Here is a 25,573-nt window from a genome sequence, read left to right on the forward strand (position 1 = left end):
CCTTTCGTCGAGTGGCTTTACGGTCCGGTTCCGGGATTCAGCTCTGGAAGATGAAGGGGACGACCAGACCGAGGAGCGCGAGCACCTCGCAGAGAGCGAAGCCGAGGAACATGTTGGTGCGGATGATCGGCATGGCCTCGGGCTGGCGGGCCATGGCCTCGATGGAGTGACCGAAGACCAGACCGATGCCCACGCCGGGGCCGATGGCGGCGAGGCCGTAGGCGACCGCGCCGAGGCGGCCGGCGGTGGTGGCAGCGGCGAGGTTAACGAGCTCGGCAGACATTTCCCTGTCTTCCTTTTTGATGCGGTCCGATGGGGGGCTTCCCAGCGGAGGTCTGTGGTGGGTGGTGCGGCGAGCGGCCGGAGGCGGGCGTCAGTGGCCCTCTTCGAGCGCTCCCTGGATGTAGATCGAGGCGAGCAGCGTGAAGATGTACGCCTGCAGGAACTGGATCAGCACCTCGAAGGCGGTCATGAAGACGGCCAGTCCGAAGGATCCGCCCGACACCGCCGTCAGCCAGGTCGGCGTCAGCAGGTACCAGCTCGCGACGCTGAACATGACGATCAGCATGTGGCCGGCGAACATGTTCGCCCACAGCCGGACCGCGAGGGTGAACGGGCGGGTGATGCAGTTCTGGATGAACTCCAGGAGCACGATCAGCGGGACCAGCGGCTTGGGCAGGCCCGAGATCCACACGAGGTTCTTGACGCCGCCCTTGAAGCCGTGCGTCTTGAACGTCAGGTACATGTACGTGATGTAGACCAGCGCCGCGAGTGCGACCGGGAACGCGAAGCGCGAGGCCGGCGGGAACTGCGCGAGCGGGATGATCGACATGATGTTCATGAACCACACGAAGAAGAAGATCGACGTGAGGAAGGGGACGAACTTGTCGCCCTTCTTGCCGATCACCTCGCGGGCGATGCTGCGGGCCACGAACGTGTAGCCGATCTCGCCGACCAGCTGGAGCTTGCCGGGGACCAGCTTGGGCTTGTTGAAGGCCGCCCAGAAGAAGCCCACCACCAGCAGCATGCAGATGATCGCGAGCAGCATCGGCTTGGTGAAGTCGAAGCTGCCGATGCTGAAGATCGGCTTGAAGTCGAACGAGTGGAGGCCCGGGGCAGGAAATCCGCAGTCCTGCTTGATGTGACAGCCTGCCTCAGCGAGCAGCGTGTGGGCACTCACCCGTGACTCCTTCGTCGTGACGCATAAGTAACGGCAACCTTGTGTGTCAGCGCGGCTGGTGAGGCCGCTGGTCGGCACTGCGGACAAGGCGTGGCGAAGTCACCACTGTCCGCTGGGAGCCCGCATCGAAGACCGGGAACCCGTGTTCCGCGCCGCGTCCGCGGCACCGGATCCGAGTACACCGATGGGCGTGGGGGCAGCACCCTCCACGAGTGTGAGGGGCCTCCACGTCCAGATGCGTTTCCGGACGATAGCAGATGGAATTGCAGCCTCTTTACCCGGCCCTTGGCCACGCCCTTGGCTGCGGCCCCGGCCACGTGCGTCATTCGGCCGGCGGAGCGGACGGGACGGACGGGACGGGATCGACGTACAGCATCCGGGAGGTGAGGCTCTGCTTCACCTGTCCGCCCACCCACGACAGCGCGGTCGCCAGCAGACTCAGGCCGAAGGCCTTGCCGTTGAAGAGCGAGGTGTCCTTGAAGGCCACGATGAAGATCCCGATCATCAGGATCTGCACGGCGTAGACGAGCATGCCCGCGGCCATCGCGACCTGGGGGCGCTCGGCGGTCATGGTCATCAGGGCCCACGAGCCGAAGGCGAAGAAGATCGCCACCACCGCGACGGCGACGAGGCCGCCCAGCAGGCCCTTCTCGCCGGCGAACACGGCGCTCAGGACGGTGGCGGCAACTCCGACAGGGGCGGCGACCAGCGCGGATCCCCTGAGGATTCGGGCGTCGTTCTGCTGCATGGTGACGGCTCCTCCGGCGGGAGTTGGGGCAAGCGGATGTCGTCGGAGACGAGCGTAGTCAGGGAGTGAGGGGGCGCCTCACGCCGGTTGACCGCTCGTGCGGTCCAACGACGCCTTCCCTGCTTTCGTGAACGGTATCACAAAGTATTTGATGCGGTCTTTACCATGGACCTGTGCTGCCTGTCACAAGAGTGTGCACACGACACGCCGTCCGTTTTGGGCGGGTCGCGTCTCGACTCCGCGTCCCGCGAGGTCCCGGCGCCGCGTCTCAGCGCCGGGTCTCCGCGACCGGGTGGCGGTCCGGCCCGCCGCCGGAGTGGCGGTCGGAACCGCGGCCCGCACGCCGGTCGGACAGCCGGCCGCGGGCGCCGATCGCCGTCGAGCCGTGCAGCGCCGGGTGCTCCGGCGAGCGCATCTCGCGCTCCGCCGCCGCAGCGCCCGCCGCGAGCCTGCGCCGGCGCCGCCGGTAGCGCGGCGGCACGACGCTCTCCGCCCAGTCCGGGGCGGCGGGCTTGAAGCGCGGCAGCAGCAGCACGGCCAGGCCCACCGCGCTGAGCGCGACGATCACCAGCACGATGCCCAGGCTGGAGTCGTTGACGGAGAAGGCCACCGCGCCGAAGGCGAACAGCGCGGACCAGAAGTACATGATGAGCACGGCGCGGCTGTGCGAGTGGCCGATCTCCAGCAGCCGGTGGTGCAGGTGGCCGCGGTCGGCGGCGAAGGGCGACTGGCCGCGCCAGGTGCGCCGGACGACGGCGAGCACCAGGTCGGCGGCGGGGATCGCGATCATCGTCAGCGGCAGCAGCAGCGGCATGTAGACCGGCACCATGAAGTGCACGGTCTGCCGGGTCGACCCGGTGAAGGACGTGATCGCGTCGGGGTCGACCTGGCCGGTGACGGAGATCGCGGCGGAGGCGAAGACCAGGCCGATGAGCATCGAGCCGGAGTCGCCCATGAAGATCCGCGCGGGGTGGATGTTGTGCGGCAGGAAGCCCAGGCACATCCCGATGAGCACCGCGCTGAAGAGCGTCGCCGGGGCCGCGGCCTCGACTCCGTAGCCGTACCAGAGGCGGTAGGCGTACATGAAGAAGGCCACCGAGGCGATGCACACCATGCCCGCCGCGAGGCCGTCGAGGCCGTCGACGAAGTTGACCGCGTTGATGGTGATGACCACGAGCGCGACGGTGAGCAGCGTGGACTGCACGGGCGTCAGCGCGACCGGGCCGATGCCCGGCACCGGCAGCCACAGGATGGTCAGGCCCTGGAGGACCATGACGCCCGCGGCGATCATCTGCACGCCGAGCTTGATGAGCGCGTCCACGCCCCACTTGTCGTCGAGCACGCCGAGCAGCCAGATCAGCCCGGCACCGGACAGCAGCGCGCGCGGCTCGTTCGACAGCGAGAAGACGTCGCCGATGTTGGTGAGGTGGGCGGCCATGAGCAGGCCCGCGCACAGGCCGCCGAACATCGCGATGCCGCCGAGCCGCGGGGTGGGCTCGCGGTGCACGTCACGCGCCCGGATGGGCGGCATCGCACCGGCGGCGATGGCGAACTTCCGTACCGGGCCGGTCAGCAGATACGTGACGGCCGCGGCGGTGAAGAGGGTCAGCAGATACTCGCGCACGAGCCGCCTCCGACGGTTTCGGGGGCGTAGCGGTGCTGCGCACACGTCCGGGGGTGGTACCTCACAGCGTCACACCCTAGTGGTGGCCGGGCCGGGTCGGCGAACACCTGCTGAGACTCACAGGCGGCGCGCACGGTTGCGGCCGGCCGGTTCACGTCTGCACGGTCGCGGCGGCGACACCGGTCAGGGCGGTCACGGTCGGCTCCAGGGCGTCGTGGATCTCCGCGCCGATGCTGCGGAAGTACGAGATGGGAGCGCCGTACGGGTCGCTGACCTCGTCGGCGTCCGGGCTCGGGGCGAGCAGCCAGCCGCGCAGCGCGGCGGCGGCCCGCACGAGCGCCCTGGCCCGTTCGGTGACGCTGCCCTCGGGGAGCGTGGCGGTGTCTATCGCCCGCACCAGGCGGGTGAACTCCTTGAGCGTGAAGGTGCGCAGGCCCGCCGCGTGGCCCATGGAGATCACCTGGGAGCGGTGGTCGCGGGTCGCGGTGAGCACCAGGTCGGCGTCGATGACGTGGTCGTCGAGCAGCTCCCGGCCGGTGAAACCGGACGGGTCGGCCCCGTACTCGGCGAGTACGGCGGCGGCGTGCGCCTCCATCGGGGCGCCCTCGTGGCCCCAGGTGCCCGCGGACTCCACGATCATCCCGGCGGCGCCGTCACCGAGGCGGCGGACCAGGCCGAGCCGGGTCAGCCGCTCGGCCATCGGGGAGCGGCAGACGTTGCCGGTGCAGACGTGCAGGATGCGGAAGACGTCCGCCCCGGCGCCCGGGACGGCGGCCGGCGCGTGCCCCGGGTGCCCGCGTATGCCGCGGGCGTCGGGCGGCGTGGTCAACGGCGCTCCTCCAGGTCGGGTACGACCTTGCGCAGCTCCTCCGCGCTGATCGCCCCGGCCCGCAGCAGCACCGGCACGCGCCCGGTGACGTCGACGATCGACGACGGGACGGCGGCGGGCGTGGGACCGGCGTCGAGGTAGACGGCGACGGAGTCGCCGAGCATGCCCTGGGCCGCGTCGCAGTCCTGCGGCGAGGGCATGCCGGTGAGGTTGGCGCTGGAGACGGCCATCGGGCCGGTGGCGGTGAGCAGTTCGATCGCGACCGGGTGCAGCGGCATGCGCACCCCGACCGTGCCGCGGGTGTCGCCGAGGTCCCAGCTGAGCGACGGCTGGTGCTTGGTGACGATCGTCAGCGCGCCGGGCCAGAAGGCGTCGACGAGCTCCCAGGCCTGCTCGGAGAAGTCGGTGACGATGCCGTGCAGGGTGTTGGGCGAGCCGACGAGCACCGGCGAGGGCATGTTGCGGCCGCGGCCCTTGGCCTCCAGCAGGTCACCGACCGCTTCGGCGTCGAAGGCGTCCGCGCCGATGCCGTAGACGGTGTCGGTCGGCAGCACGACGAGCTCGCCGCGCTTGACCGCCGAGATGGCTTCGCGCATGCCGGTCGCCCGGTCGGTTGCGTCCGCGCAGTCGTATCGCCGTGCCATGAGGTGACCTCCGAGGATTGCTGTGCTGCCGTACGGGCCCGCGCCGCGGTGCCGGCACGCGGGGCGGGGCGGCCGGTCACGGCCGGGCCTTGCGTGCCGAGGTGAAGCGCGGGCGGTTGTTGAGATCGGGGTGGTCGGCCGCGTCCGCCCAGCCCGCGTCCTCCTTGAAGATCCACGGCACCTGGCCGCCCTGCGAGTCGGCGTGCTCGACGACGACGACCCCGCCGGGGCGCAGCAGCCGGTGCGCGGTGCGCTCGATGCCGCGGATGGTGTCGAGGCCGTCCTCGCCGGAGAAGAGCGCCAGCTCCGGGTCGTGGTCGCGGGCCTCGGGCGCGACGTGCTCCCATTCGGTGAGCGGGATGTAGGGGGGGTTGGAGATGACCAGGTCGGCCTGGCCGTTGAGGTCGGGGAAGGCGCTCAGCGCGTCGCCGTGCCGCAGGTCGACCTTGCTGCCCGCGGTGTTCCTGCGGGCGTACTCCAGGGCCTGCTCGGACAGCTCCACGGCGTGCACGCGGGAGCGGGGCACCTCCTGGGCGAGGGCGAGCGCGATGGCCCCGGAGCCGGTGCACAGGTCGACGATGAGGGGTTCGGCGACGTCCATGGCGCGTACCGCGTCTATGGCCCAGCCGACGACCGACTCGGTCTCCGGGCGCGGTACGAACACCCCCGGGCCGACCTGGAGTTCCAGGTAGCGGAAGAAGGCGCGGCCGGTGATGTGCTGGAGCGGCTCGCGGGCCTCACGGCGGGCGACGGCCTCCCAGTAGCGCGCGTCGAAGTCGCCGTCGGCGACGCGGTGCAGCTCCCCGCGCTTGACGCCGTGGATGTACGCGGCCAGCTCCTCGGCGTCGAAGCGCGGTGAGGGCACCCCGGCGTCGGCGAGCCGCTGGGCCGCCTGCGCCACCTCGGCGAGCAGCAGATTCACCGTGCCGCCCCCTCAGTTCGTATCGCCGGCCGCGGCCAGCTTGGCGGCGGAGTCGGCGTCGACGCAGGCCTGCAGGATCGCGTCGAGGTCGCCGTCGAGGACCTGGTCGAGGTTGTAGGCCTTGAAGCCGACGCGGTGGTCGGAGATGCGGTTCTCCGGGTAGTTGTACGTGCGGATGCGCTCGGAGCGGTCGACGGTGCGCACCTGGCTGCGGCGGGCGTCGGACGCCTCGCGCTCGGCCTCCTCCTGCGCGGCGGCCAGCAGCCGGGAGCGCAGGATGCGCATCGCCGACTCCTTGTTCTGCAGCTGGCTCTTCTCGTTCTGGCAGGAGACGACCAGGCCCGAGGGCAGGTGGGTGATGCGCACGGCGGAGTCGGTGGTGTTGACGGACTGCCCGCCGGGGCCGGAGGAGCGGTAGACGTCGATCCGCAGGTCGCCCGGGTTGATCTCGACCTCGACCTCCTCGGCCTCCGGGGTGACGAGCACGCCCGCGGCGGAGGTGTGGATACGGCCCTGCGACTCGGTGGCCGGCACCCGCTGCACGCGGTGCACGCCGCCCTCGTACTTCAGGCGGGCCCACACGCCCTGGCCCGGTTCGTGCGAGGCCTTGGCCTTGACGGCGACCTGGACGTCCTTGTAGCCGCCGAGGTCGGAGGGGTTGGAGTCGAGGATCTCGGTCTTCCAGCCGACGCGCTCGGCGTAGCGCAGGTACATCCGCAGCAGGTCGCCGGCGAACAGCGCGGACTCCTCGCCGCCCTCGCCCGCCTTGACCTCCAGGATGACGTCCTTGTCGTCGCTCGGGTCGCGCGGCACCAGCAGCAGCCGCAGCCGCTCGGTGAGCTCCTCGCGCTCCTTCTCCAGATCCTTGACCTCGGCGGCGAACTCCGGGTCGTCGGCGCCCAGCTCCCGCGCGGTCTCGATGTCGTCGCCCAGCTGCCGCCATCCGCGGTAGGTGCTGACGATGGGTGTCAGCTCCGCGTAGCGCCTGTTGAGCCGGCGGGCGTTCGCCTGGTCGGCGTGCACCCCGGGGTCGGCAAGCTGCTTCTCGAGGTCGGCGTGCTCGCCGATCAGATCCTCGACCGCCTCGAACATCATCAATCCCTGCGTGGAAGAGTCCGGACAGGAGCCGGAAAGAGTCAGTGGGACGACAAAAGCGCCGGTCCGGTCGCCCTGGCTCGGGCAACCGGAAACCGGCGCTTGCGGGTCGCTACTTCTTCTTGCCGGCGGCGGCGGCCTTGCCGAAGCGGGCCTCGAAGCGGGCCACCCGGCCACCGGTGTCGAGGATCTTCTGCTTGCCCGTGTAGAACGGGTGGCACTCGGAGCAGACCTCGGCACGGATCTGGCCGCTGGTCTCGGTGCTCCGGGTGGTGAACGAGGCGCCGCAGGTGCAGGTCACCTGGGTCTCGACATACTCGGGGTGGATGTCGCGCTTCACTGGGATGCTCCTTGGTGTCGGGAGGGCGCCGGGTCGCTTGGCGGGTTTGCGTCAGCGTGAACCGGGGCCAGCGGACCAGTCTGCCAGCACTGGCCGCATCTCCCAAAACCAGGTCGGCCGCCGGATCATTCCCGGCCCTGGCGGCCGGCTCTTTCCGCAGGTCAGCGCTTTTCCGGCGCGGGGCCGCCGCCGTCCGGCCCGACGACCTTGCCGGCGTCCGCCTTGTCGGCCGCCGAGCCCGTGAGCGCGGAGGGCGGCACGGGCCTGTCGGCCCGCAGCGCGGCCCACACGGCGGCGGCCTTGGCGGGGATGGGCTGCACCCGGTTGTGGTCGGCGGGCGCGAAGCGTACGGGCAGGGTGACCATGTGGATCTGCCCGGACTTCAGGCCGCGCACGCTCTGCGCCAGGCTCATGAGCCTGCCGACCGAGCCGAGGCCCGTGTCGGTCGTCACGGCGCTCGTGGCGGTGTCGGCGACCGAGAACAGCTTGGTGGGGCTGCTGAGCAGCCCCAGGCCCCGTACACGGTCCATGAGGGCCTTCAGGAAGGCCTGCTGGAGCTGGATGCGGCCCAGGTCGCTGCCGTCGGCTATGCCGTGCCGGGTGCGCACCAGGCCGAGCGCCTGGTCGCCGTTCAGGGTGTGGGCGCCGGCGTCGAGGTCGAGGTGGCTCTTGGGGTCGCGGATGGCCTGCGTGGTGGTGAGCGGCACCCCGCCGAGGGCGTTCACCAGGTTCTTGAAGCCGGTGAAGTCGACCTCGACGTAGTGGTCCATGCGCAGCCCGGTGAGCTTCTCCACGGTCTTGACGGCGCAGGCCGGGCCGCCGACCGCGTAGGCGCTGTTGAACATCGCCTGCGCGGCCGCCGGGGCGGTGCCGCCCCTGGGCCTGGCGCACGCGGGGCGGTGGACCAGGGTGTCGCGCGGGATGCTGACGACGGTCGCCCGCTTGTGGCCCCTGGCCAGGTGCACGACCATCGCGGTGTCCGAGCGGGCCGAGCCGCCGTCGTGGCCGTACGCGCGGTTGGCGCCGGAGCGGGAGTCCGAGCCGAGCACGAGGATGTCCATCGCGCCGTTGCCGAGCTTGACCGGCCGGTCGCGGCCGAGGGCGGCGTCGATGTCGATGCTGTGGATGTTGCCGTCGAGCCGCGTGTAGACGTACCCGGCGCCGCCGGCCCCCGCGAGCACCACGCCCGCCGCGGCCCACGCGGTGATCCGCAGCCCGCGCCGCCGGCGCCTTCTCGTCCCCAGGGGCGAGGCGCCGGCCGGAGGCCTGGGGCCGCCTGTACCGGACATTCCTCCATCGTGCGCCGCACCTGCCGGGGTCGGCATCCGCAAGTATCCGACGCTGCCCGCGTACCCCCAGGTCAGGGGGCACGCGGACGACTTTTTCGTGACGGGCGGTGACCGTCCGGCTGCGCCGTACCCGGTCCGTGGCCTCAGCCGAACAGGGTGTAGCCGGACCAGCCGGGGCCCAGCTTCGTACGGGCGGCGTAGGGCGAGGCGGCCGACCCGGTGCCGTCGTAGATCCACAGGGTGCCCGAGGTGTCCCGGGCCAGCAGGTCGGCGTGGCCGTCGGCGGTGATGTCCCCGACGGCCGCGAAGGCGTTGTAGACGCCCCAGCCGGTGCCGATCTTGGTGCGGGCCGCCCACACCGCGGGGGCCTTGCCGGTGCCCTTGTAGAGCCACAGGGTGCCCGAGCTGTCACGGGCGACGATGTCGGGGAGGCCGTCCCCGGTCAGGTCGCCCTTGCCGTAGAGGGAGCCGCCGTAGATCTGCCAGCCGCTGCCGATGAGGATCTTGGTGCCGAAGTGCCCCTGCCCGAGGCCGGGGTACAGGTACGCGTAGCCGGACGGGTCCGTGCCGACGAGGTCGGGCCGTCCGTCACCGTCGAGGTCGCCGGGCAGGACGAGGGAGGCCATCGATTTCCACCCGGTGCCGACGAGCAGCGGGGCCTCGCCGGGGGACGTGACGTAGAGCTGGCCGCCGCTGCTGCGGGTCAGCAGGTCCTCGCGGCCGTCCACGTCGAGGTCGGACTGCCGCACGAGGGTGGTGTCCGGGTAGCTGCCCCAGGCCTGGCGGGGCGCGACGGAGCCGCCCCGGCCCGCGTACAGCCAGCCGTTGCCGCTGCTGTCCACGGCCAGCAGGTCCGCCCGGTCGTCGCCGGAGAGGTTGGCGTCGTCCATGTGCGGGAGGATCCCCCCGGCCAGCGCGGAGACGCGGCTGTAGACGCTGTAGAAGCCCTCGATGACGCAGTTGCCGACGACCCAGGAGGCCACCCCGATGATGCGCCCGGCGGCGACCAGCGGGCCGCCCGAGTCGCCGAAGCACGCCGCCGTCGTCCCCGCGTCGCCGCCGGTGGAGGCGGTGCCCGCGCAGAGCATCACGGAGGGGTCGAAGGTGCTCCCGTTGGCGGCCGCGCAGGCGCTGTCGGGGGTGACCGGCAGATCGGCCTTCTGGAGCACCGGGGCGGGGTCGGTGGAGGCCGAGGAGGTCCGGCCCCAGCCGTAGAGCGTCGCGGGGGTCCCGGGGGCGTACAGCGCGGTGTCGTTCGCGGTCGCGATCGGCAGCGCGGTGGCGTTCGTCGGCTGTTCGAGGGTCAGCACGCCGACGTCGTTCCGGGGGGCGGCACCGGTGGAGGCCGGGTACGACCAGGCGCGGGCCACGAAGTTCTCGGTGCCGCCGTGCAGGTCGAGGACGCCGTCCGCGTCGATCGTGGGCAGCTGGTCGGTACCGGTGATCAGCACGGCGTAGGAGGGCAGGTCCCGGCCCTGCACGCAGTGCGCGGCCGTCAGGACCTTCCACGACGAGACCACGCTGCCGCCGCACAGGAACGCCTTGTCGTCCACGATGGTGCCGGGCGTGCCGCTGTCGTCGTCGTACCAGATCTGGACCATCCAGGGCGCCTCCCCGTCCCCGGCGGGCGTGCCACCGATGACGTGCGGGCCGACGGCGCCGGGCGTGGCGTCCTTCTCGGCCCGGCCGGCGGGGGCGGCGGCCGCGGCGCGGGCCCGTATCGCGCGCCTGAGCAGCGCGTCGGCCCGGGCCTTGGCCGGTACGGCGGCGGCCGGGGCTGCCGGGGCGGCCGGAAGGGCGGCGTCGGCCCGGGCCGGGGCGGAGGCGAGCACACCGGCACCGAGCGCGCCGAACGCGGCCAGGGCAGCGGGCAGGGCGCGGCGGCGCAGACGGCGGCCGGTGCTCGTACGGGCGGGGAACATCCGCGACTCCTGTCCTCGGGAAGCGTCGTCGGGAGCGACGGGCACAGCGAGCCGGCCCCCCACGGAGCAGGCCGGGCCGCCACGGGCCCATCCGCCCCCGCCCGCCGAGCATATGACCGCCCCTCAGCCCACCGCACGGACTTCGGCTTTCCGCCGCCCACCCGTGGAATGCGCGCCGAAAGCCAGGGGGGCGTCCGCGACCGGGGAATCCGCGGGCCTTTCCGCCCGCCCCGGGAACGCGGACGGCCCCGCCCGCCGGAGAACCGGCGGGCGGGGCCGTGGGTGCGACGGCCGCGGGTCAGTCGTTGTTCTGGCCCGGGGTGGTCTTCGCGATCTGCATGAGGAACTCCGCGTTGGACTTCGTCTGCTTCATCTTGTCCAGCAGCAGCTCGATCGCCTGCTGCTGGTCCAGGGCGTGCAGCACCCGGCGCAGCTTCCAGACGATGGCGAGCTCCTCGCCGCCGAGCAGGATCTCCTCCTTGCGGGTGCTGGACGCGTCGACGTCCACCGCGGGGAAGATCCGCTTGTCGGAGAGCTTGCGGTCGAGCTTGAGCTCCATGTTGCCGGTGCCCTTGAACTCCTCGAAGATCACCTCGTCCATGCGCGAGCCGGTCTCGACCAGCGCGGTGGCCAGGATGGTCAGCGAGCCGCCGTCCTCGATGTTGCGGGCGGCGCCGAAGAACCGCTTCGGCGGGTAGAGCGCGGTGGAGTCGACACCACCGGACAGGATGCGGCCGGAGGCGGGCGCGGCCAGGTTGTAGGCGCGGCCCAGACGGGTGATCGAGTCCAGCAGCACGACGACGTCGTGGCCCAGCTCCACCAGGCGCTTGGCGCGCTCGATCGCCAGCTCGGCGACGGTGGTGTGGTCCTCGGCCGGGCGGTCGAAGGTCGAGGAGATGACCTCGCCCTTGACCGACCGCTGCATGTCGGTGACCTCTTCGGGACGCTCGTCCACCAGGACCACCATGAGGTGGCACTCGGGGCTGTTGGTGGTGATCGCGTTCGCGATGGCCTGCATGATCATGGTCTTGCCGGTCTTCGGCGGGGCCACGATCAGACCGCGCTGGCCCTTGCCGATCGGCGAGACCAGGTCGATGATCCGGGTCGTCAGCACGCCCGGGTCGGTCTCCAGCCGCAGCCGGTCCTGCGGGTACAGCGGGGTGAGCTTGTTGAACTCCGGACGGCCGCGGCCGGAGTCCGCCGCCATGCCGTTCGCCGAGTCCAGGCGCACCAGCGCGTTGAACTTCTCGCGCCGCTCGCCGTCCTTGGGCTGCCGCACCGCGCCGGTGACGTGGTCGCCCTTGCGCAGCCCGTTCTTGCGGACCTGGGCGAGCGACACGTAGACGTCGTTCGGGCCCGGCAGGTAGCCGGAGGTGCGGATGAAGGCGTAGTTGTCGAGGATGTCGAGGATGCCCGCCACCGGGATCAGCACGTCGTCGTCGGCGACCTGCGGCTCGCCGCCGCCGCCGAACTCGTCCCGGCGGTTGCCACGCCCTCTGCGGTCGCGGTAGCGGCCCCGGCGGCGGCCGCGGCCGTCACCGAAGTCGTCGTCGTCCTGGGGGCCGCCGCCGCCCTGCCCGCCGCCGCCCTGGCCCTGCTGGCCCTGGCTCTGGCCGCCGCCGCCCTGGCCCTGCTGCCGGCCGCCGCCCTGGCCGCCGTCCTCGCGGTTGCGCTGGCGGTCGCGCTGGCGCTCCCGGCGGTCGCCGCGGCGGCGCTCCTGGCGGTCGTCGCCGCCCTGCTTGCCGTCGCCCTGCCTGGCCTCGCCCTTGGTGTCGGCGCGGCCCTCGGCGGTGTCGGCGGCCTGCTCGGCCTTCTCCGCCCGCTGGTCGGCCTTCTGCTCGCTCTTCGTGGCCTTGGCCTGCTCCCCGGCCGGCTGACCGGGGATCTCGATCTGCTGGGACTCCTGCCGCTGCTCGCGCTTCTCCGGCGCGGCGGTGGCCGTCGCGGTCGCGGCACGGGTGCCCGCGGCCGCCGCGGCGGTGTCGTCGCCGGCCTGCTCCAGGCGCGCCTTGGACGTCGCGCGCCGCTTGGGCTTCTCCGCGGCGCCGTCACCGGCCGCGGGGGCGGTCGCCTGCGCGGCTCCGCCGCCGGCCTGGCGCTCCTTGATCGTCTCGATCAGCTGGCTCTTGCGCATGCGCGCGGTGCCCTTGATGCCGAGCCCGGAGGCGAGCTGCTGCAGTTCGGCCAGCACCATGCCGTCCAGGCCGGTCCCGGTCCGGCGGCGGCGCGACGGGCTGGCCGTGGCAGCACCGCCCGCGGACGCAGCGGCATCGGACGAGGCGACAGTGTCATCTGCGCGCACGCCCATCAGATCGGTGGTGTCGCTCACGAAGGGTCCTTCCCTGGAGCGGACGTCGGCCTGTCTGGCTCGGCGACCGGTCGTGCTGTCCGGATCTGGGCGTTCCCGCTGTCCAGAACCGGGGCGGTGGTCCGCCTGATGGCGGCAGAAATACGTACGGGCCTTCGGCACGGATTGAACTCGTACCGAATATCCGGAGCGTGCTCAGCATCGCGCGGGTCAGGAATCCGAAGACTCGGACCGTGCCCTATGCGATGTGGGAGGCTCCCGGAAGAAAAGCGGTCCCACGGAAGGGACACGGTGCATCCTGCCCATCGGGCTCCGAATGCAGGCTTGAGATTAACACTACCGGATCCAACAAACATTCCCCCTCTCACGACCGGCAATCGTGTCACTGCCCCCCGGCGAGTGGCAGTACACACGCCCCGGCAGCGTCGAGCGACAGGCGGTGCGCCGCCCATCCCCCGCCCGCGTGCCGGGAGACCTTGTCGGCGGCCCCCTCGTCGGTGAGCGCCAGGACCGTCGGCCCCGCACCCGACACGACAGCAGGGACGCCCTCACCGCGCAGACGGTTCACCAGCGCCAGCGTCTCCGGCATCGCCGGTGTCCGGTAGTCCTGGTGCAGCCGGTCCTCGGTGGCGGGCAGCAGCAGCTCGGGGCGCCTGGTCAGCGCCTCGACGAGCAGCGCGGCGCGCCCGGCGTTGGCCGCCGCGTCCACGTGCGGGACGGTACGCGGCAGCAGGCCGCGCGCGGTCTCCGTCAGCACCGGGTCGGCGGGCACGAACACCACCGGGACCAGCGACTGCGCCGGGTCCATCCGGATCGCCCGCGCCGCCCCTCCCTCGTTCCAGGCCACGGTGAAACCGCCGAGCAGGCACGCCGCGACGTTGTCCGGGTGCCCCTCGATCTCGGTCGCCAGCTCCAGCAGGGCGGTGTCGTCCAGCGCGGACGCGCCGCCTATCGTCACCGCCCGGGCGGCGATGATGCCCGCGCAGATCGCCGCGGAGGAGGAGCCGAGCCCGCGGCCGTGCGGAATGCGGTTCGCGCACACCACCTCCAGGCCGCGCGGCTGGCCGCCGAGCAGGTCGAAAGCCGTCCGCAGCGACCGCACGACCAGGTGCTTCTCGTCGCGGGCGAGCGTGTCGGCGCCCTCACCGGCGATGTCGACGTGCAGCCCGGCGTCGGCGACCCGCACCACGACGTCGTCGTAGAGCCCGAGAGCCAGCCCGAAGGCGTCGAAACCGGGCCCCAGGTTCGCGCTGGTCGCGGGGACGCGCACTCGTACTGCGGCAGCGCGGAACGCGGGACCGGCCATCGTTCGACGAATCTCCTTGTGCGGTTCGCCCTCCGGGCGCGGCGTCATTGCCGGGCGGCGGGGCGGGAGTGGCGATGCGGGGTTGGCATCCGCCGGATACGGGGCACGCTGAGGTGCCGCTGGGTCCCAGCTTATCGAAGGAAGGTTCTCCTGCGACATAGGGCGCACGCACAGCGCGCGATGCGTGTCGCCCCACCGGCGGGGCTTCCCGGGCGCCCCCTGCGCCCCGCCGGGTCTCCCCCCGCGGGGGGAGCCGGCTTCTGCCCCGCGGGGCGGGCGTTCCAGGGGGCGGGGAACCACCCGGGCGACCCACCGCCGGCCGGCGGTCCGGCGACGGCAGCAACAGCCCCTTCGGGCCGGTGGCGACGCGCCGGTCGCGCGGCTCCCCGCGCCCCCGGAGAACGCTCACCGCCCTGCGCAGAGGGCGTGCCCCTACGCGAGCCCGAGGCTCTGGGCGGCGGCGTCCGCGTCGACGGGGACGGTCAGCGGGGCGGGGGCCCCGGCGACGGCCCAGTCGGGGTCCTTCAGGCCGTTGCCGGTGACCGTGCAGACGATGCGCTGGCCCGGGTCGACCCGGCCCTCCTCGGCCGCCTTGAGCAGCCCCGCGACCGACGCCGCGGAGGCGGGCTCGACGAAGACGCCCTCCTTCGCCGCCAGCAGGCGGTACGCGGAGAGGATCTGCCGGTCCGTCACCGCCTCGATGACGCCGCCGGACTCGTCGCGCGCGGCCTCCGCGTACTGCCAGGAGGCGGGGTTGCCGATCCGGATCGCGGTCGCGATGGTCTGCGGCGAGCGCACCGGCGCACCGTTGACGATCGGGGCCGAGCCGGCCGCCTGGAAACCCCACATGCGCGGGGTGCGGGTCGCCATGCCGTCGGCCGCGTACTCCTTGTAGCCGCGCCAGTAGGCGGTGATGTTGCCGGCGTTGCCGACCGGCAGCAGGTGCAGGTCGGGGGCGTCGCCGAGCGCGTCGACGACCTCGAAGGCCGCGGTCTTCTGGCCCTCGATGCGCACCGGGTTGACGGAGTTGACGAGCGCGACCGGGTACTTCTCGCTCAGGCCCCGGGCGAGGTCGAGGCAGTCGTCGAAGTTGCCGTCGACCTGGAGGATGCGGCTGCCGTGGACGAGCGCCTGGCCCATCTTGCCGAGCGCGATCTTGCCCTGCGGCACGAGCACCGCGCACACCATGCCGGCGCGTACGGCGTAGGCGGCGGCGGAGGCGGAGGTGTTGCCGGTGGAGGCGCAGATGACGGCCTGGGCGCCGTCCTCCTTGGCCTTGGAGATGGCCATGGTCATGCCGCGGTCCTTGAAGGACCCGGTCGGGTTCGCGCCCTCGACCTTGAGGTACACGTCACACCCGGTCCGCTCCGACAGCAGCTGGGCCGGGACCAGCGGGGTGCCACCCTCCAGCAGCGTCACCACCGGGGTGTCCGCGGTGACCGGGAGCCGGTCGCGGTACTCCTCGATGATGCCGCGCCACTGGTGGGTGCCGGACATTCGGGGCTGGTCGATGGTTGCGTTCATAGCGGGCTACTCCCCTTCCACACGCATGATGCTGGCGACGCCGCGTACGGTGTCGAGTTTCCGCAGGCTTGCGACCGTCGCCGACAGCGCGGCGTCCGGTGCCCGGTGGGTGACGACGACGAGCGACGCCTCGCCGCCCGCGCGCCGTACGGCACCGGTCTGCTCGGCCGCGGCACCGTCGTTGGTGTCGCCGCCGCTCTGGCTCCTGCCCTGCTGCCGCACCGTGTCGATCGACACGTCGTGCTCGGCGAACACCGTGGCGACCTGCGCGAGGACGCCCGGTTTGTCCGCCACGTCAAGGCTGATGTGGTAGCGGGTGACCACATCGCCCATCGGGCTCACCGGCAGTTGCGTGTACGCGGACTCGCCGGCTCCCGTGGTCCCTGCCAGTTTGTTGCGGCAGGCGGCCACCAGGTCGCCGAGTACGGCGGAGGCGGTGGGTGCACCGCCGGCGCCGGGACCGTAGAACATCAGCTGACCCGCTGCCTCCGCCTCGACGAAGACGGCGTTGTAGGCGCCGCGGACGGACGCCAGCGGGTGGCTGAGGGGGATCATCGCCGGGTGCACCCGGGCGGTGACCGAGCGGCCGTCGGCGGCGCGCTCGCAGATGGCCAGCAGCTTGACGGTGCAGCCCATCTTCTTCGCCGAGGCGATGTCGGCCGCGGTGACCTCGGTCAGGCCCTCGCGGTGGACGTCGTCGATGGTGACCCGGGTGTGGAAGGCGATCCCGGCCAGGATCGCCGCCTTCGCCGCCGCGTCGAAGCCCTCGACGTCGGCGGTGGGGTCGGCCTCCGCGTATCCCAGCGCGGTGGCCTCGTCCAGCGCCTCGCTGTAGCCGGCGCCGGTGCTGTCCATCTTGTCGAGGATGAAGTTCGTGGTGCCGTTGACGATGCCGAGCACCCGGTTGACCTTGTCGCCGGCCAGCGACTCGCGCAGCGGCCGGACCAGCGGGATGGCACCGGCGACGGCGGCCTCGTAGTACAGGTCCACACCGTGCTCGGCGGCCTTGGCGTGCAGGTTCGCGCCGTCCGCGGCGAGCAGCGCCTTGTTGGCCGAGACGACGGAGGCGCCGTGCTCGAAGGCGGTGGTGATGAGGGTGCGGACCGGCTCGATGCCGCCGATGACCTCGACGACGACATCGAGGTCGCCGCGTTTGACGAGCGCCGTGGCGTCCGTGGTGAGCAGCTCGGCGGGCACGCCCGCGCGGACCCGGTTGGGGCGGCGCACCGCGATGCCGGCCAGTTCCACGGGCGCGCCGATGCGCGCGGCGAGGTCCGCCGTCTGCGTCGTGATGATGCGCGTCACCTCGGAGCCGACCACACCGCAGCCCAGCAGCGCCACCTTCAGCGGACGCGTACGCATCATCCGACCTCGTCTCTCGTACGGTTTCCCGGGGGGTTTCCCGTGTCGTCCCCGCGCCCGTCCCGGTCCGGGCCCGGACGGGGACGGCGTGGAGGCATCCAGTCTCACCCACCGCCAGGGAGAAGCCACGCCCTGTCCGGAATGCGAGACCGTCCGGGCGGACCGTGAGATTTGCGGTACGGACGGACACGCGGGCGGCTTTTCACCCCGCGTGCCGCGCCCGGACCGCAGATCCTCTTCGCGGCGCCGCGCTGCGTTTCCTCAGCCGACGTCGAGGCGCAGCAGGTCCTCCTCCGTCTCACGGCGGACGATCACCCGTGCCCGCCCGTCGGCGACCGCGACGACCGGCGGGCGCAGCGCGTGGTTGTAGTTGCTGGCCATCGAGCGGCAGTAGGCCCCGGTCGCGGGCACCGCCAGGAGGTCGCCGGGCGTGAGGTCGGCGGGCAGGAAGGCGTCCTTGACGACGATGTCGCCGCTCTCGCAGTGCTTGCCGACGACCCGGCTGAGCATCGGCGCCGCGTCACTGCGCCGCGAGGCGAGCGCCACGCTGTACTCGGCGTCGTAGAGCGCGGTACGGATGTTGTCCGACATGCCGCCGTCCACGCTGACGTACGTGCGCAGCGCCTCCAGCGGCTTGACGGTGCCGACCTCGTACAGCGTGAAGGCCGTCGGGCCGACGATCGCGCGGCCCGGCTCGACCGACAGCCGCGGGCGCTCCAGGCCGGCCGCCTCGCACTCGCGGCTGACGATGTCGGCCAGCGACTTCGCGATCTGGTGCGGCTCCGCGGGGTCGTCGTCGGGGGTGTACGCGATGCCCAGGCCGCCGCCGAGGTCGATCTCCGGGAGCTGCACGCCGTGCTCGTCGCGGATCTCGGCGAGCAGCCCGACGACGCGGCGCGCGGCCACCTCGAAGCCGGACATGTCGAAGATCTGCGAGCCGATGTGGCTGTGCAGGCCGACGAGCTCCAGGCTCTCCAGCTTCAGCACCCGGCGCACCGCCTCCGCGGCCTGCCCGCCGGCCAGCGGCAGCCCGAACTTCTGGTCCTCGTGCGCGGTCGCGATGAACTCGTGGGTGTGCGCCTCGACGCCGACCGTGACGCGGATCTGCACGCGCTGCCGCCGCCCGTGCCGCTCCGCGGCGGCGGCGACCCGGACGATCTCCTGGAAGGAGTCCACGACGATCCGCCCGACCCCGGCGGCGACCGCGCGGTCGATCTCGGCGCTGCTCTTGTTGTTGCCGTGCATCGCGATGCGGTCGGCGGGCATCCCGGCGTCGAGGGCGACGGCCAGCTCACCGCCGGAGCACACGTCGAGGTTCAGCCCCTCCTCGTGCAGCCAGCGCACGACGGCGCGGGAGAGGAACGCCTTGCCCGCGTAGAAGACGTCGGCCTCCGTCCCGAAGGCGGCCCGCCAGGCGCGGCAGCGGGCCCGGAAGTCCGCCTCGTCGAGGATGTACGCGGGCGTGCCGAACTCGGCGGCGAGGTCGCGCACGTCGAGGCCGCCGACCTCGACGGCCCCGTCGCCGTTGCGGGTGACGGTGCGGGACCACACCTGCGGTTCGAGGTGGTTCAGATCCGCGGGCGGCGCGGTGTAGTGCCCCTCGGGCAGCACGTCGGCGTGGCGGGGCCCGGCGGGATGTGCGGAACGGCTCACTGGTCTCTCGGTTTCCTGTGACTCGGAGGATCTCGGAGGATCTCAGAGGTGGTCGGGTGCGCTGATGCCGAGCAGGTGCAGGCCGTCGGCGAGCACGATGCCGGTCGCGTCGGCGAGGCGGGTCCGGGCAGCGTGGACGGCCGAGGGTTTCTCGTCCCCCTTCGGCAGCACGGGGCACTCGTCCTGGAAGCGCAGGAAGGCGTCGGCCAGCCGCTCCAGATGCCGGGCGAGCCGATCGGGCGCACGGCGGCGGGCGGCGGTCTCGACGACCCGCGGGAAGTCGGCGACGAGCCCGAGCAGCTCCGTCTCGGCGGGGTGCCGGTACGGGTCGCCGCCGGCCGGGTCCTCGATGCGTACGCCCAGGTCCTGGGCGTTGCGCAGCAGTGCGCGGGTACGGGCGTGCGCGTAGCGCACACGGAAGAGGGGATTGGCTTCGCGCTGGGCGAGCAGGGCCCCCGCGTCGAGCCGCGGCACGTCCTCACCGGGCGGCCGCAACAGGGCCCAGCGCACCTCGTCGGGCCCGAGGCGGCTCCCCCGGGGGGTGGGGGTGCGGGGGGCTGGGGTGCCTCCGCCGGGCGCGGTGTCGCGGGGGGCGGGGGCGCCGGGGGCGGGGGTGCCTCCGCCGGGCGCGGTTTCGCGGGGGGCGGGGGCGCCGGGGACGCCGCCGGGGGCGGTGCCGCCGGGGGCGCCGCCGGGCGCGGTTTCGCGGGGCGCGGTGCCGAGGGGGGCGGGGGTGCCGGGGGCGAGGGCCGGGTCGATGCCGTGCGGCTCGGTGACGCGGAGGGGCTCCGGGGGGCCGGGCTCAGCGCCGGCGGCGCGCAGGAGGGCGTTGACGGCCTCCGCCACGACACCGGCCCGCAGCGGAGGCGCGCCCTGCGACGACACGTCCGGGACGACGGTGACGTGCTGCCCGGCCAGGCCGTCCCCCCGCCCGTAGGACGCCCCCTGCTCGCGCACCTGCCGCACGACGTCGGCGTACGCCCGCGCGCTGAGCGTGATGTTGAGGAAGCCCGCACCGGCGATCTCGACCTGGGCGATGCCCGGTTCGCGGGCGAGGCGCGGCGCGAGGATGGCGGCGACCTCGTACGGGCTGCGACCGGCGGCACCGGCGAGCTGGAGGGCGACGTTGGTGGCGTAGTCCCCGCACCCCGGCCGCGGCGGCCGCTGCACGACGACCTTCTCGGGAACGTCCACCCGCAGTTCGTCCGCCGCGACGGCACGCCTGACCGTGGTCAGCACGGTCCAGGACAGCTCAGCGGGGGTCACGAAGGACAGCGTAGGCGAGAACCCCCCGCGTACGCCGAGCCCTTTTCCCCCAGGTCACCTCCCCCGCCCCGGCTCCACCCCGGAAGACCGGCCGCCCCGCACCACTCACGCACCAACCCCCACAGGAACACCCGCATCCACCACCGGCCCGCGCAGCCCGGCCGTCACGCCCGCCGCGGAACAGCGCGCACCTCCCCCGGTGCCGCTCACCCGCCACCGGGCGCGGCAGCGGCCTGCCCCCGCGGCTCCCCGGCCTCCCCCGTACCGCCCGCACCGCCGCCGGCCCCGCCCGAAGCCCCCCGGCTGCGCCGCACCAGCCGCCGTACCGTCTCGACGAGCTCGGCGGGCTCGAAGGGCTTGGCCACGAAGGCGTCCACCCCGCCCGGCCCGCCCACACCCTCCGGCGCGGTGCCGCCGCTGACCATGACGATCCCGACCCCCCGCGTCCACGGATCGGTATCCGCCCGCAATCGCGCGGCGGTCCGCACCCCGTCCAGCCGCGGCATGACGACGTCCAGCGTCACGACGTCCGGACGCACGCTGTGCACTATCTCCAGGCACTCGGCACCATCAGCCGCGGTCACGACCTCGAAGCCCTCCAGCTCCAGGTTGACCCTGATCAGCTGCCGGATCACCTTGTTGTCATCCACAACAAGCACCCGGCCGGTCGCTCCCGCCACACCCCGAAGCGTAGGCGGACGACTCCTGATGCGTCCGCGTTTTGCCCATTTCTCCCCCTCCCGGCCTCCCCCACCCCTCCCGACCCCACCCCCACCACCCCACAAACCCTGTCCGACCCACCCCCTCCACCCTGGTAGTGTTCTTCCCGTCGCCCCCGTAGCTCAGGGGATAGAGCAACGGCCTCCGGAGCCGTGTGCGCAGGTTCGAATCCTGCCGGGGGCACCTCGCAGTAGGTGCCAACAGACCCCGCCACCAGCCCTAACGCTGGCAGCGGGGTCTTCGCATGTACGCAGCCAAATGCGGCTCACGGCAGCCGTTTGCCAGTGATCACGTAATGACGACGTAATGATCTTTCTCTGACTTAGTGCTGGTCAGACGGGTCAAGTGCCGTACTAGAAGTCGACGCCGAACACTGCGAGCGGCGTTCGCTCCAAAGCTGCGCGACGAACCTTCTCGCGCAGCCATCCCGACAGGTCGCCCTCGCCCTCAAGCAGCATCACCAGCTCTCGCAGTTCGGCCAGGACCATGACCCGCTGCGTAAGTGCCAGCTCGCACTCCGCGATGGCGGGTTTCGTGAAGCCGGAAGCTGAGATCATCAGACCACGGACCTCAGCCCTGTTGTACACGCGAACGAGATGCCGGGACACGGGGTCAATCCCGAGAGGCTCTTTCCACCACTTCACTTCCACCACATAGACGGAGCCGTCGAGCTCGATGGCTCCATCGATCTGCTCCGCAACCTGGCCGTCTTCGCTTCGCAGGGCAAATGCTTCTCTGACAGAGATTCCCTCCACCGCAAACACCCTGTTCAGCAGTCCCTCCAAAGCCAGCCCGCGCTTGCGCACGTCGGCCATAGAGAAGAGCGCCGACAACTCGGCTCGCAGCCCAGCAAGCTTCCTACGTCGGGATTCGATCTTCAGCCGCCGCTCCTCCTGCTCAGCTCGGCGCTGCTCTCGCTCGGCCTCCTGTCGTTCTTGAAGGCGCGTGAAGGAGTCCTTCACATGCACCAACTTCCGGATCTTCGCGACAAGACCCTCCGCCTTGAGTTGATCATCGGGCCAGCAGAGCGCGAAGTCTTCGAACTCGGTGACGTTCCGGAGGAGACTCCTGCGCACCGGAAGACCTCGGTCCCCTTGTTCGTTCACCTGCCGGAGGACAGATCTGGCGATGGCGTACTTGGTGATGGAATCGCGGTCTTGATCCAGTTGACGCCGGAAGCCCATCAGTAGCGCTTCGCTGACCCCAGCGCTACGAAAGAAGTCGACCACAGCAATCTTGCTCCGGCAGAGGAGCGGCACGACCTGGATCAGCAACTCCAGCAGCTCCGGCGGCCAGTGGTAAGCCTCATCATGCCTTGCCGTGCTGCCCGTCATTCCACTTCCAATCCCAAGCGCGGCTCACTTGCCCCGGGCGCACCACCAACTCGTCATCAGCGGGGAGTGGTACGTGACGAGCCGCTGCGAAGCGCGGGACTGATAAGACTAGATGACCCGACATCATGCCTCATCTCACGCGAGGCGCGTGATCGCAACGATGAAGGCCCCAGGACCCGTCCTGGATCCTTCATCCACGGATCACCTAGCCATCTTCAGCAAGCCCCTGCATGATCCGGTCGTTCATCTCCGCTTCCTGGCCGTCGATGCACTTTGCGTAGATCCTGAGTAGCACGTCCACCGAGTGGCCGGCACGGGCAGCAACTTCCGGAGCCGGAACACCGGAGTTAAGCCACTGGGAGACTCCCGCGTGACGGAGGTCATAGGGACGAGCCGCCATGACAGACGCAGCTTGGGCGGGCAAGAGGCCCAACTCCCGTGCTTGCTTCCAGATCCGGGAGTAGGACGAGGCCGCCACAACGTTCCCGTACTCACTCTGGAACAGCCGCCCATCGTCCGCCGTGCCGAACTCCTCTACGTGCTCCACGAGGAGCCGGACGAGCGGTGGCGGAATCGGCACGAGCCGCACCTCACCCTTCTCCCGCTGCTTCAGGCCCCGCCGGTCGTGCGCCTCCCCCGAGTCCGTCCATGTCCTCCCCGCCGAGGGACGCGTCTCGGCGAGTTCGATCCGGCCCCACCCGGCCTCCGGCAACGTGCAGTCCGTCAACCGCAGGCCCAGCGCCTCCCCCGGCCGCAACGCCGCGTAGTAGAGACAGGCGAAGAACGCCCGCAGCCGGCGCCCGCTGGCGCGGTCGAAGCGACCGACGTACGTGACCGCCGTCAGCAGCTCCCGCACCTGCCGCGGGTTGACCACCACCCGGCGGTCGACCTCCTGCAAGGCCCGCTTGCCCCGCTTCCGCCGGACCCGCGTCAGCGGATTCGCCGACAGCAACTCCAGCTCCACCGCGTACTCCAGGGCGTTGAAGACGACCGCCCGGCGACGCCGGTACGTCTGCGTCGCCGCCGGGGTGCCGTCGAGCTTGCGCCCGAGCGCTTCCACAAGCTCGTGAACCCGAGCCAGCTCGTTCAACTCGCCGACCGGCAGCGACGCCCGCTCCATCCACCGCACGGCCGCCACCACGTCCTCCGGACGCTCCCGCTCTCTGCGCGGCACGGGCAGCACGTACGACCGGAGCGCCCGCCGAAGCGTTGCGTTCGAGGGACGGCCCCGCAGTGGCTTGACGAGCACCGGCACGACCAACGCCAACGCGTCCGTCATGCTGTCGCGGTGCTTGGCCGACGCGTCCACCCACCGGTGATCGACGTACTTCACGGCCAGGTCGAAGAACGAGAGCGCAGCCTTGCCGCCCCGCATCGAGTCGGGCAGGCCGGCCACGGTGTCGAACGGCTCGCCCTTCTCCACCGCACCGAGCAGCTTCGCCCGGAAGCGGTCCGCGAGCGCCTTGGTCTTGAAGACCTCATGGAACGGCACCTTCTCCACCGACCAGCGGACGAGGTACGTCGGCTTCTTCGCCGACTGGTTGACGCTGATCTTCCAGACGGAGACCTTGTACGACTTCATGCCGCGCCCTCCGCCCGCTCGTCCAGCCAGGCGTTCAGCACTGACCGCCGCACCCGCAGCTCACCATTCGGCAGCCGGATGCAGGCCGGGGCCGGCCCCAGCTCGCGCCAGCGGTGAAAGGTGCGCCGGGAGATTCCGCCTAGCTCTTCCAGCACCTCGCGGACGGTGAGTAGGCCCGTCGCGCGCTCACGCGCCATCGGAACCACCGCCCGGCCCTACCGAGGCGGCGAGGAGAGCCGCCTCCGGCGAGTAGCCGCGCCCGGCGTAGCGCCAGCGCCCGACCATGGCCGCGGGCCGATTGGCCAGACCGAAGTAGGCCCGCTGCTCCGCCGCCCGGTGATCGATACGGGCTTGGCGTAACGCCGTCAACGTCGTCGAGTACAGCCGGGACTTCGTCGAGAAGTGCCCGCCGTACCCGAGCATGTGCGCCCACCGCCGCAGCCCCAGCGGCTCGAACTGCGGCAGCCCGCCGAGCCACCAGCACGTACCGGCCATCCGCAGCACGTGCCGCCGCACCGGCAACAGCACCAGCTCACGGGCGTGCCGGATACGCCCGTCGACAGCCCCGGCCGCCTCCGCACCCTTCGTGGCGTACTTGGCGATGTAGCCGGCCACCGCCGCCGACGTCACGGCACCCTCACCGAACTCCATGACCGGCCGAACGTCGATCTGCGACCCGAAGCGCAACACCCGCGCCCCGATCACCGCTCGCCCCGGAGCCGTCAGCCGCACCCGAGCCACCGCCTCCCGCACGGCATCGGAGAGCAGCCCAGTCGACGCCCAGTCCGGCGGAGCCGACCCCGGCCCCTCCGGACCGTCGAGCCGCACCACCGCGTGGAAGTGGACGAGCCCGCGCCGCTGGTACTCCGCGACTTTCGCGTACGACAGCCGTACCGACTCGCCCAGCGCCGCCCGAGGGACGCCCGCCCGCCGGGCCAGCTCCCGCCGCAGCTCCAGCACGAAGCGGTGCCAGAGCCGACCGGCCGACGCCTGCCAGACCACCGCCCCGGCATAGTCGTAGCAGCGCAGGCACAACGGCTCACCGAGCCGAGCGTCACCGACCGCATGCCGCTCACGGCACCCGAGCGGCACCCCATGCGGGCAGCACTCCCCCGCACGACGAGGCCGGCAGACGCGCGCCCGCCAGTCGCGTTCCCCGCGTCCGTGCACGGCCCCGAACCCGGGCGCCGTCAACGTGACGAACACCCGAGGGTGACCCCCGACCGAGGCGGGAGCCGACTTGCCGCCGACGAGCCCGGCTCGGATGAGCTGGAACATGTCGGCCCGATACGTCCGCGCGCAGGTCGGGCAGACGGCAGCCCGCCGGTTGCCGCAGCGGACGAGCAAACGTCCCCCGTACGTGTGCAGTTCTTCACCGGTCGCCAGGTCGACGAGCGACGCCCCACCGGCGAGGTGGATCGACGGCAGCCCCCGGCCTCCGCCAACTCCACCGCACGTACGTGCCGTTCTCCGTACTGGTCGACACCAAGTACGAGACGGAAGCACCCCCACCGGCGCCCCAGCTCTACGCCGCCTTGAGCGATCTAGGCCACGAACTCCGCTTCACCCAGTACCTGCGCCCCCGAATGCCCCTCCCCGACCAGGCCCAGGCCCTCCGCCTCCCCGAAGGCGTCCCCCTCCTGACCATCCTCCGCGTCACCTACACCCTGGCGGACAAGCCCCTAGCCCTGGAAGAGCTCCGCCTCCCCGGCAACGACCTCGAACTCTCCTACCCCCTCTGACCCGCCCCGCGGTCCAAATTTTCACTACTCCATCAAGCCGGCTCGCTCCGCTCGCCGCTCCAGCCCAGCCAGCGCGCGTGCCGCGCACACAGAGATCAGCTACATGTCCTCGGAGAAGGGAAACGTCCTGGCCTAACACTGCGAGTTCGGACGAACCCGTGCTCGAGCACGCTGATGCGATCT

General features: G+C 71.9%; 23 protein-coding genes and 1 tRNA gene. 2 read left to right on the forward strand and 22 right to left on the reverse strand.

Features of this window, described 5'->3' with window-relative positions; translation table 11 throughout:
• Positions 1-37: 37 nt before the first annotated feature.
• The 18 genes from atpE to ACH4SE_RS16480 all read right to left on the reverse strand — a co-directional run bounded on the left by atpE (position 38) and on the right by ACH4SE_RS16480 (position 20,662).
• A complete protein-coding gene (gene atpE, locus ACH4SE_RS16395) occupies positions 38-283 on the reverse strand; it encodes an ATP synthase F0 subunit C (RefSeq protein WP_205043386.1) in 246 nt (81 codons plus the stop codon).
• A 90-nt stretch (positions 284-373) separates the two neighbouring features.
• Complete coding sequence (gene atpB / locus ACH4SE_RS16400) at positions 374-1,180, reverse strand: F0F1 ATP synthase subunit A (protein WP_398544049.1); 807 nt, start codon at positions 1,178-1,180, stop codon at positions 374-376.
• A 322-nt stretch (positions 1,181-1,502) separates the two neighbouring features.
• Entirely contained in the window at positions 1,503-1,928 is a 426-nt protein-coding gene (locus ACH4SE_RS16405; RefSeq protein WP_398544050.1) for a hypothetical protein, read from the reverse strand.
• 268 nt (positions 1,929-2,196) lie between these two features.
• Positions 2,197-3,552, reverse strand: coding sequence for an MraY family glycosyltransferase (locus tag ACH4SE_RS16410; protein ID WP_398544051.1), 1,356 nt, complete (start codon positions 3,550-3,552; stop codon positions 2,197-2,199).
• Positions 3,553-3,703: 151 nt separating this feature from the next.
• On the reverse strand, positions 3,704-4,381 hold the full coding sequence (locus ACH4SE_RS16415) for a protein-tyrosine-phosphatase (protein ID WP_398544052.1): 678 nt from the start codon (positions 4,379-4,381) through the stop codon (positions 3,704-3,706).
• Complete coding sequence (locus ACH4SE_RS16420; protein WP_031518480.1) at positions 4,378-5,025, reverse strand: L-threonylcarbamoyladenylate synthase; 648 nt, start codon at positions 5,023-5,025, stop codon at positions 4,378-4,380. Before ACH4SE_RS16420 ends, ACH4SE_RS16415 begins: the two co-directional genes overlap by 4 nt.
• 76 nt (positions 5,026-5,101) lie before the next feature.
• Positions 5,102-5,947 (reverse strand): peptide chain release factor N(5)-glutamine methyltransferase, encoded by an 846-nt coding sequence (gene prmC / locus ACH4SE_RS16425; protein ID WP_398544053.1) that lies wholly within the window; start codon positions 5,945-5,947, stop codon positions 5,102-5,104.
• A gap of 12 nt (positions 5,948-5,959) precedes the next feature.
• Positions 5,960-7,039, reverse strand: a complete 1,080-nt coding sequence (prfA, locus tag ACH4SE_RS16430; RefSeq protein ID WP_398544110.1) for a peptide chain release factor 1 — start codon at positions 7,037-7,039, stop codon at positions 5,960-5,962.
• A gap of 115 nt (positions 7,040-7,154) precedes the next feature.
• Positions 7,155-7,382 carry a 50S ribosomal protein L31 gene (gene rpmE / locus ACH4SE_RS16435; protein WP_031518487.1) on the reverse strand — a complete coding sequence of 76 codons (228 nt, stop codon included), beginning with the start codon at positions 7,380-7,382 and terminating at the stop codon, positions 7,155-7,157.
• Positions 7,383-7,543: 161 nt separating this feature from the next.
• On the reverse strand, positions 7,544-8,671 hold the full coding sequence (locus tag ACH4SE_RS16440) for an LCP family protein (RefSeq protein WP_398544054.1): 1,128 nt from the start codon (positions 8,669-8,671) through the stop codon (positions 7,544-7,546).
• Positions 8,672-8,814: 143 nt separating this feature from the next.
• The gene (locus ACH4SE_RS16445; RefSeq protein ID WP_398544055.1) at positions 8,815-10,593 is read right to left on the reverse strand and encodes a trypsin-like serine protease; all 1,779 of its coding nucleotides are present in this window, start codon (positions 10,591-10,593) and stop codon (positions 8,815-8,817) included.
• Positions 10,594-10,891: 298 nt separating this feature from the next.
• Positions 10,892-12,922 carry a transcription termination factor Rho gene (gene rho / locus ACH4SE_RS16450; RefSeq protein WP_398544056.1) on the reverse strand — a complete coding sequence of 677 codons (2,031 nt, stop codon included), beginning with the start codon at positions 12,920-12,922 and terminating at the stop codon, positions 10,892-10,894.
• 361 nt (positions 12,923-13,283) lie between these two features.
• Complete coding sequence (thrB, locus tag ACH4SE_RS16455; RefSeq protein WP_398544057.1) at positions 13,284-14,207, reverse strand: homoserine kinase; 924 nt, start codon at positions 14,205-14,207, stop codon at positions 13,284-13,286.
• 432 nt (positions 14,208-14,639) lie between these two features.
• Positions 14,640-15,731: a threonine synthase gene (thrC, locus tag ACH4SE_RS16460; RefSeq protein WP_398544058.1), complete on the reverse strand. Its 1,092-nt coding sequence runs from the start codon at positions 15,729-15,731 to the stop codon at positions 14,640-14,642.
• 6 nt (positions 15,732-15,737) lie between these two features.
• The gene (locus ACH4SE_RS16465) at positions 15,738-17,096 is read right to left on the reverse strand and encodes a homoserine dehydrogenase (RefSeq protein ID WP_398544059.1); all 1,359 of its coding nucleotides are present in this window, start codon (positions 17,094-17,096) and stop codon (positions 15,738-15,740) included.
• A gap of 258 nt (positions 17,097-17,354) precedes the next feature.
• A complete protein-coding gene (lysA, locus tag ACH4SE_RS16470) occupies positions 17,355-18,746 on the reverse strand; it encodes a diaminopimelate decarboxylase (protein WP_398544060.1) in 1,392 nt (463 codons plus the stop codon).
• A 42-nt stretch (positions 18,747-18,788) separates the two neighbouring features.
• Complete coding sequence (gene nrtL, locus ACH4SE_RS16475) at positions 18,789-20,012, reverse strand: ArgS-related anticodon-binding protein NrtL (protein WP_398544061.1); 1,224 nt, start codon at positions 20,010-20,012, stop codon at positions 18,789-18,791.
• Between the two features lie 206 nt (positions 20,013-20,218).
• On the reverse strand, positions 20,219-20,662 hold the full coding sequence (locus ACH4SE_RS16480; RefSeq protein ID WP_398544062.1) for a response regulator: 444 nt from the start codon (positions 20,660-20,662) through the stop codon (positions 20,219-20,221).
• Positions 20,663-20,843: 181 nt separating this feature from the next.
• Here ACH4SE_RS16480 and ACH4SE_RS16485 point away from each other — a divergent pair.
• Positions 20,844-20,915: transfer RNA gene (locus ACH4SE_RS16485), tRNA-Arg, on the forward strand.
• A 170-nt stretch (positions 20,916-21,085) separates the two neighbouring features.
• On the opposite strand, the gene ACH4SE_RS16490 is transcribed toward ACH4SE_RS16485, so the two are convergent.
• The 4 genes from ACH4SE_RS16490 to ACH4SE_RS16505 form a co-directional block, all read right to left on the reverse strand.
• Positions 21,086-22,066, reverse strand: coding sequence for a restriction endonuclease (locus ACH4SE_RS16490; protein WP_398544063.1), 981 nt, complete (start codon positions 22,064-22,066; stop codon positions 21,086-21,088).
• A 205-nt stretch (positions 22,067-22,271) separates the two neighbouring features.
• Positions 22,272-23,648, reverse strand: coding sequence for a tyrosine-type recombinase/integrase (locus ACH4SE_RS16495; protein WP_398544064.1), 1,377 nt, complete (start codon positions 23,646-23,648; stop codon positions 22,272-22,274).
• Positions 23,645-23,845, reverse strand: coding sequence for a helix-turn-helix transcriptional regulator (locus ACH4SE_RS16500; protein WP_398544065.1), 201 nt, complete (start codon positions 23,843-23,845; stop codon positions 23,645-23,647). Before ACH4SE_RS16500 ends, ACH4SE_RS16495 begins: the two co-directional genes overlap by 4 nt.
• Complete coding sequence (locus ACH4SE_RS16505) at positions 23,835-25,160, reverse strand: replication initiator (RefSeq protein ID WP_398544066.1); 1,326 nt, start codon at positions 25,158-25,160, stop codon at positions 23,835-23,837. The genes ACH4SE_RS16500 and ACH4SE_RS16505 overlap by 11 nt, the downstream gene beginning before the upstream one ends.
• Here ACH4SE_RS16505 and ACH4SE_RS16510 point away from each other — a divergent pair.
• Positions 25,109-25,390, forward strand: a complete 282-nt coding sequence (locus ACH4SE_RS16510; protein WP_398544067.1) for a UTRA domain-containing protein — start codon at positions 25,109-25,111, stop codon at positions 25,388-25,390. The two genes, ACH4SE_RS16505 and ACH4SE_RS16510, sit on opposite strands and share 52 nt — an antisense overlap.
• Positions 25,391-25,573: the final 183 nt, after the last annotated feature.

Origin of the sequence: Streptomyces sp. NPDC020983 (assembly GCF_044333485.1) — a bacterium.
Classification (GTDB): Bacteria; Actinomycetota; Actinomycetes; order Streptomycetales; family Streptomycetaceae; genus Actinacidiphila.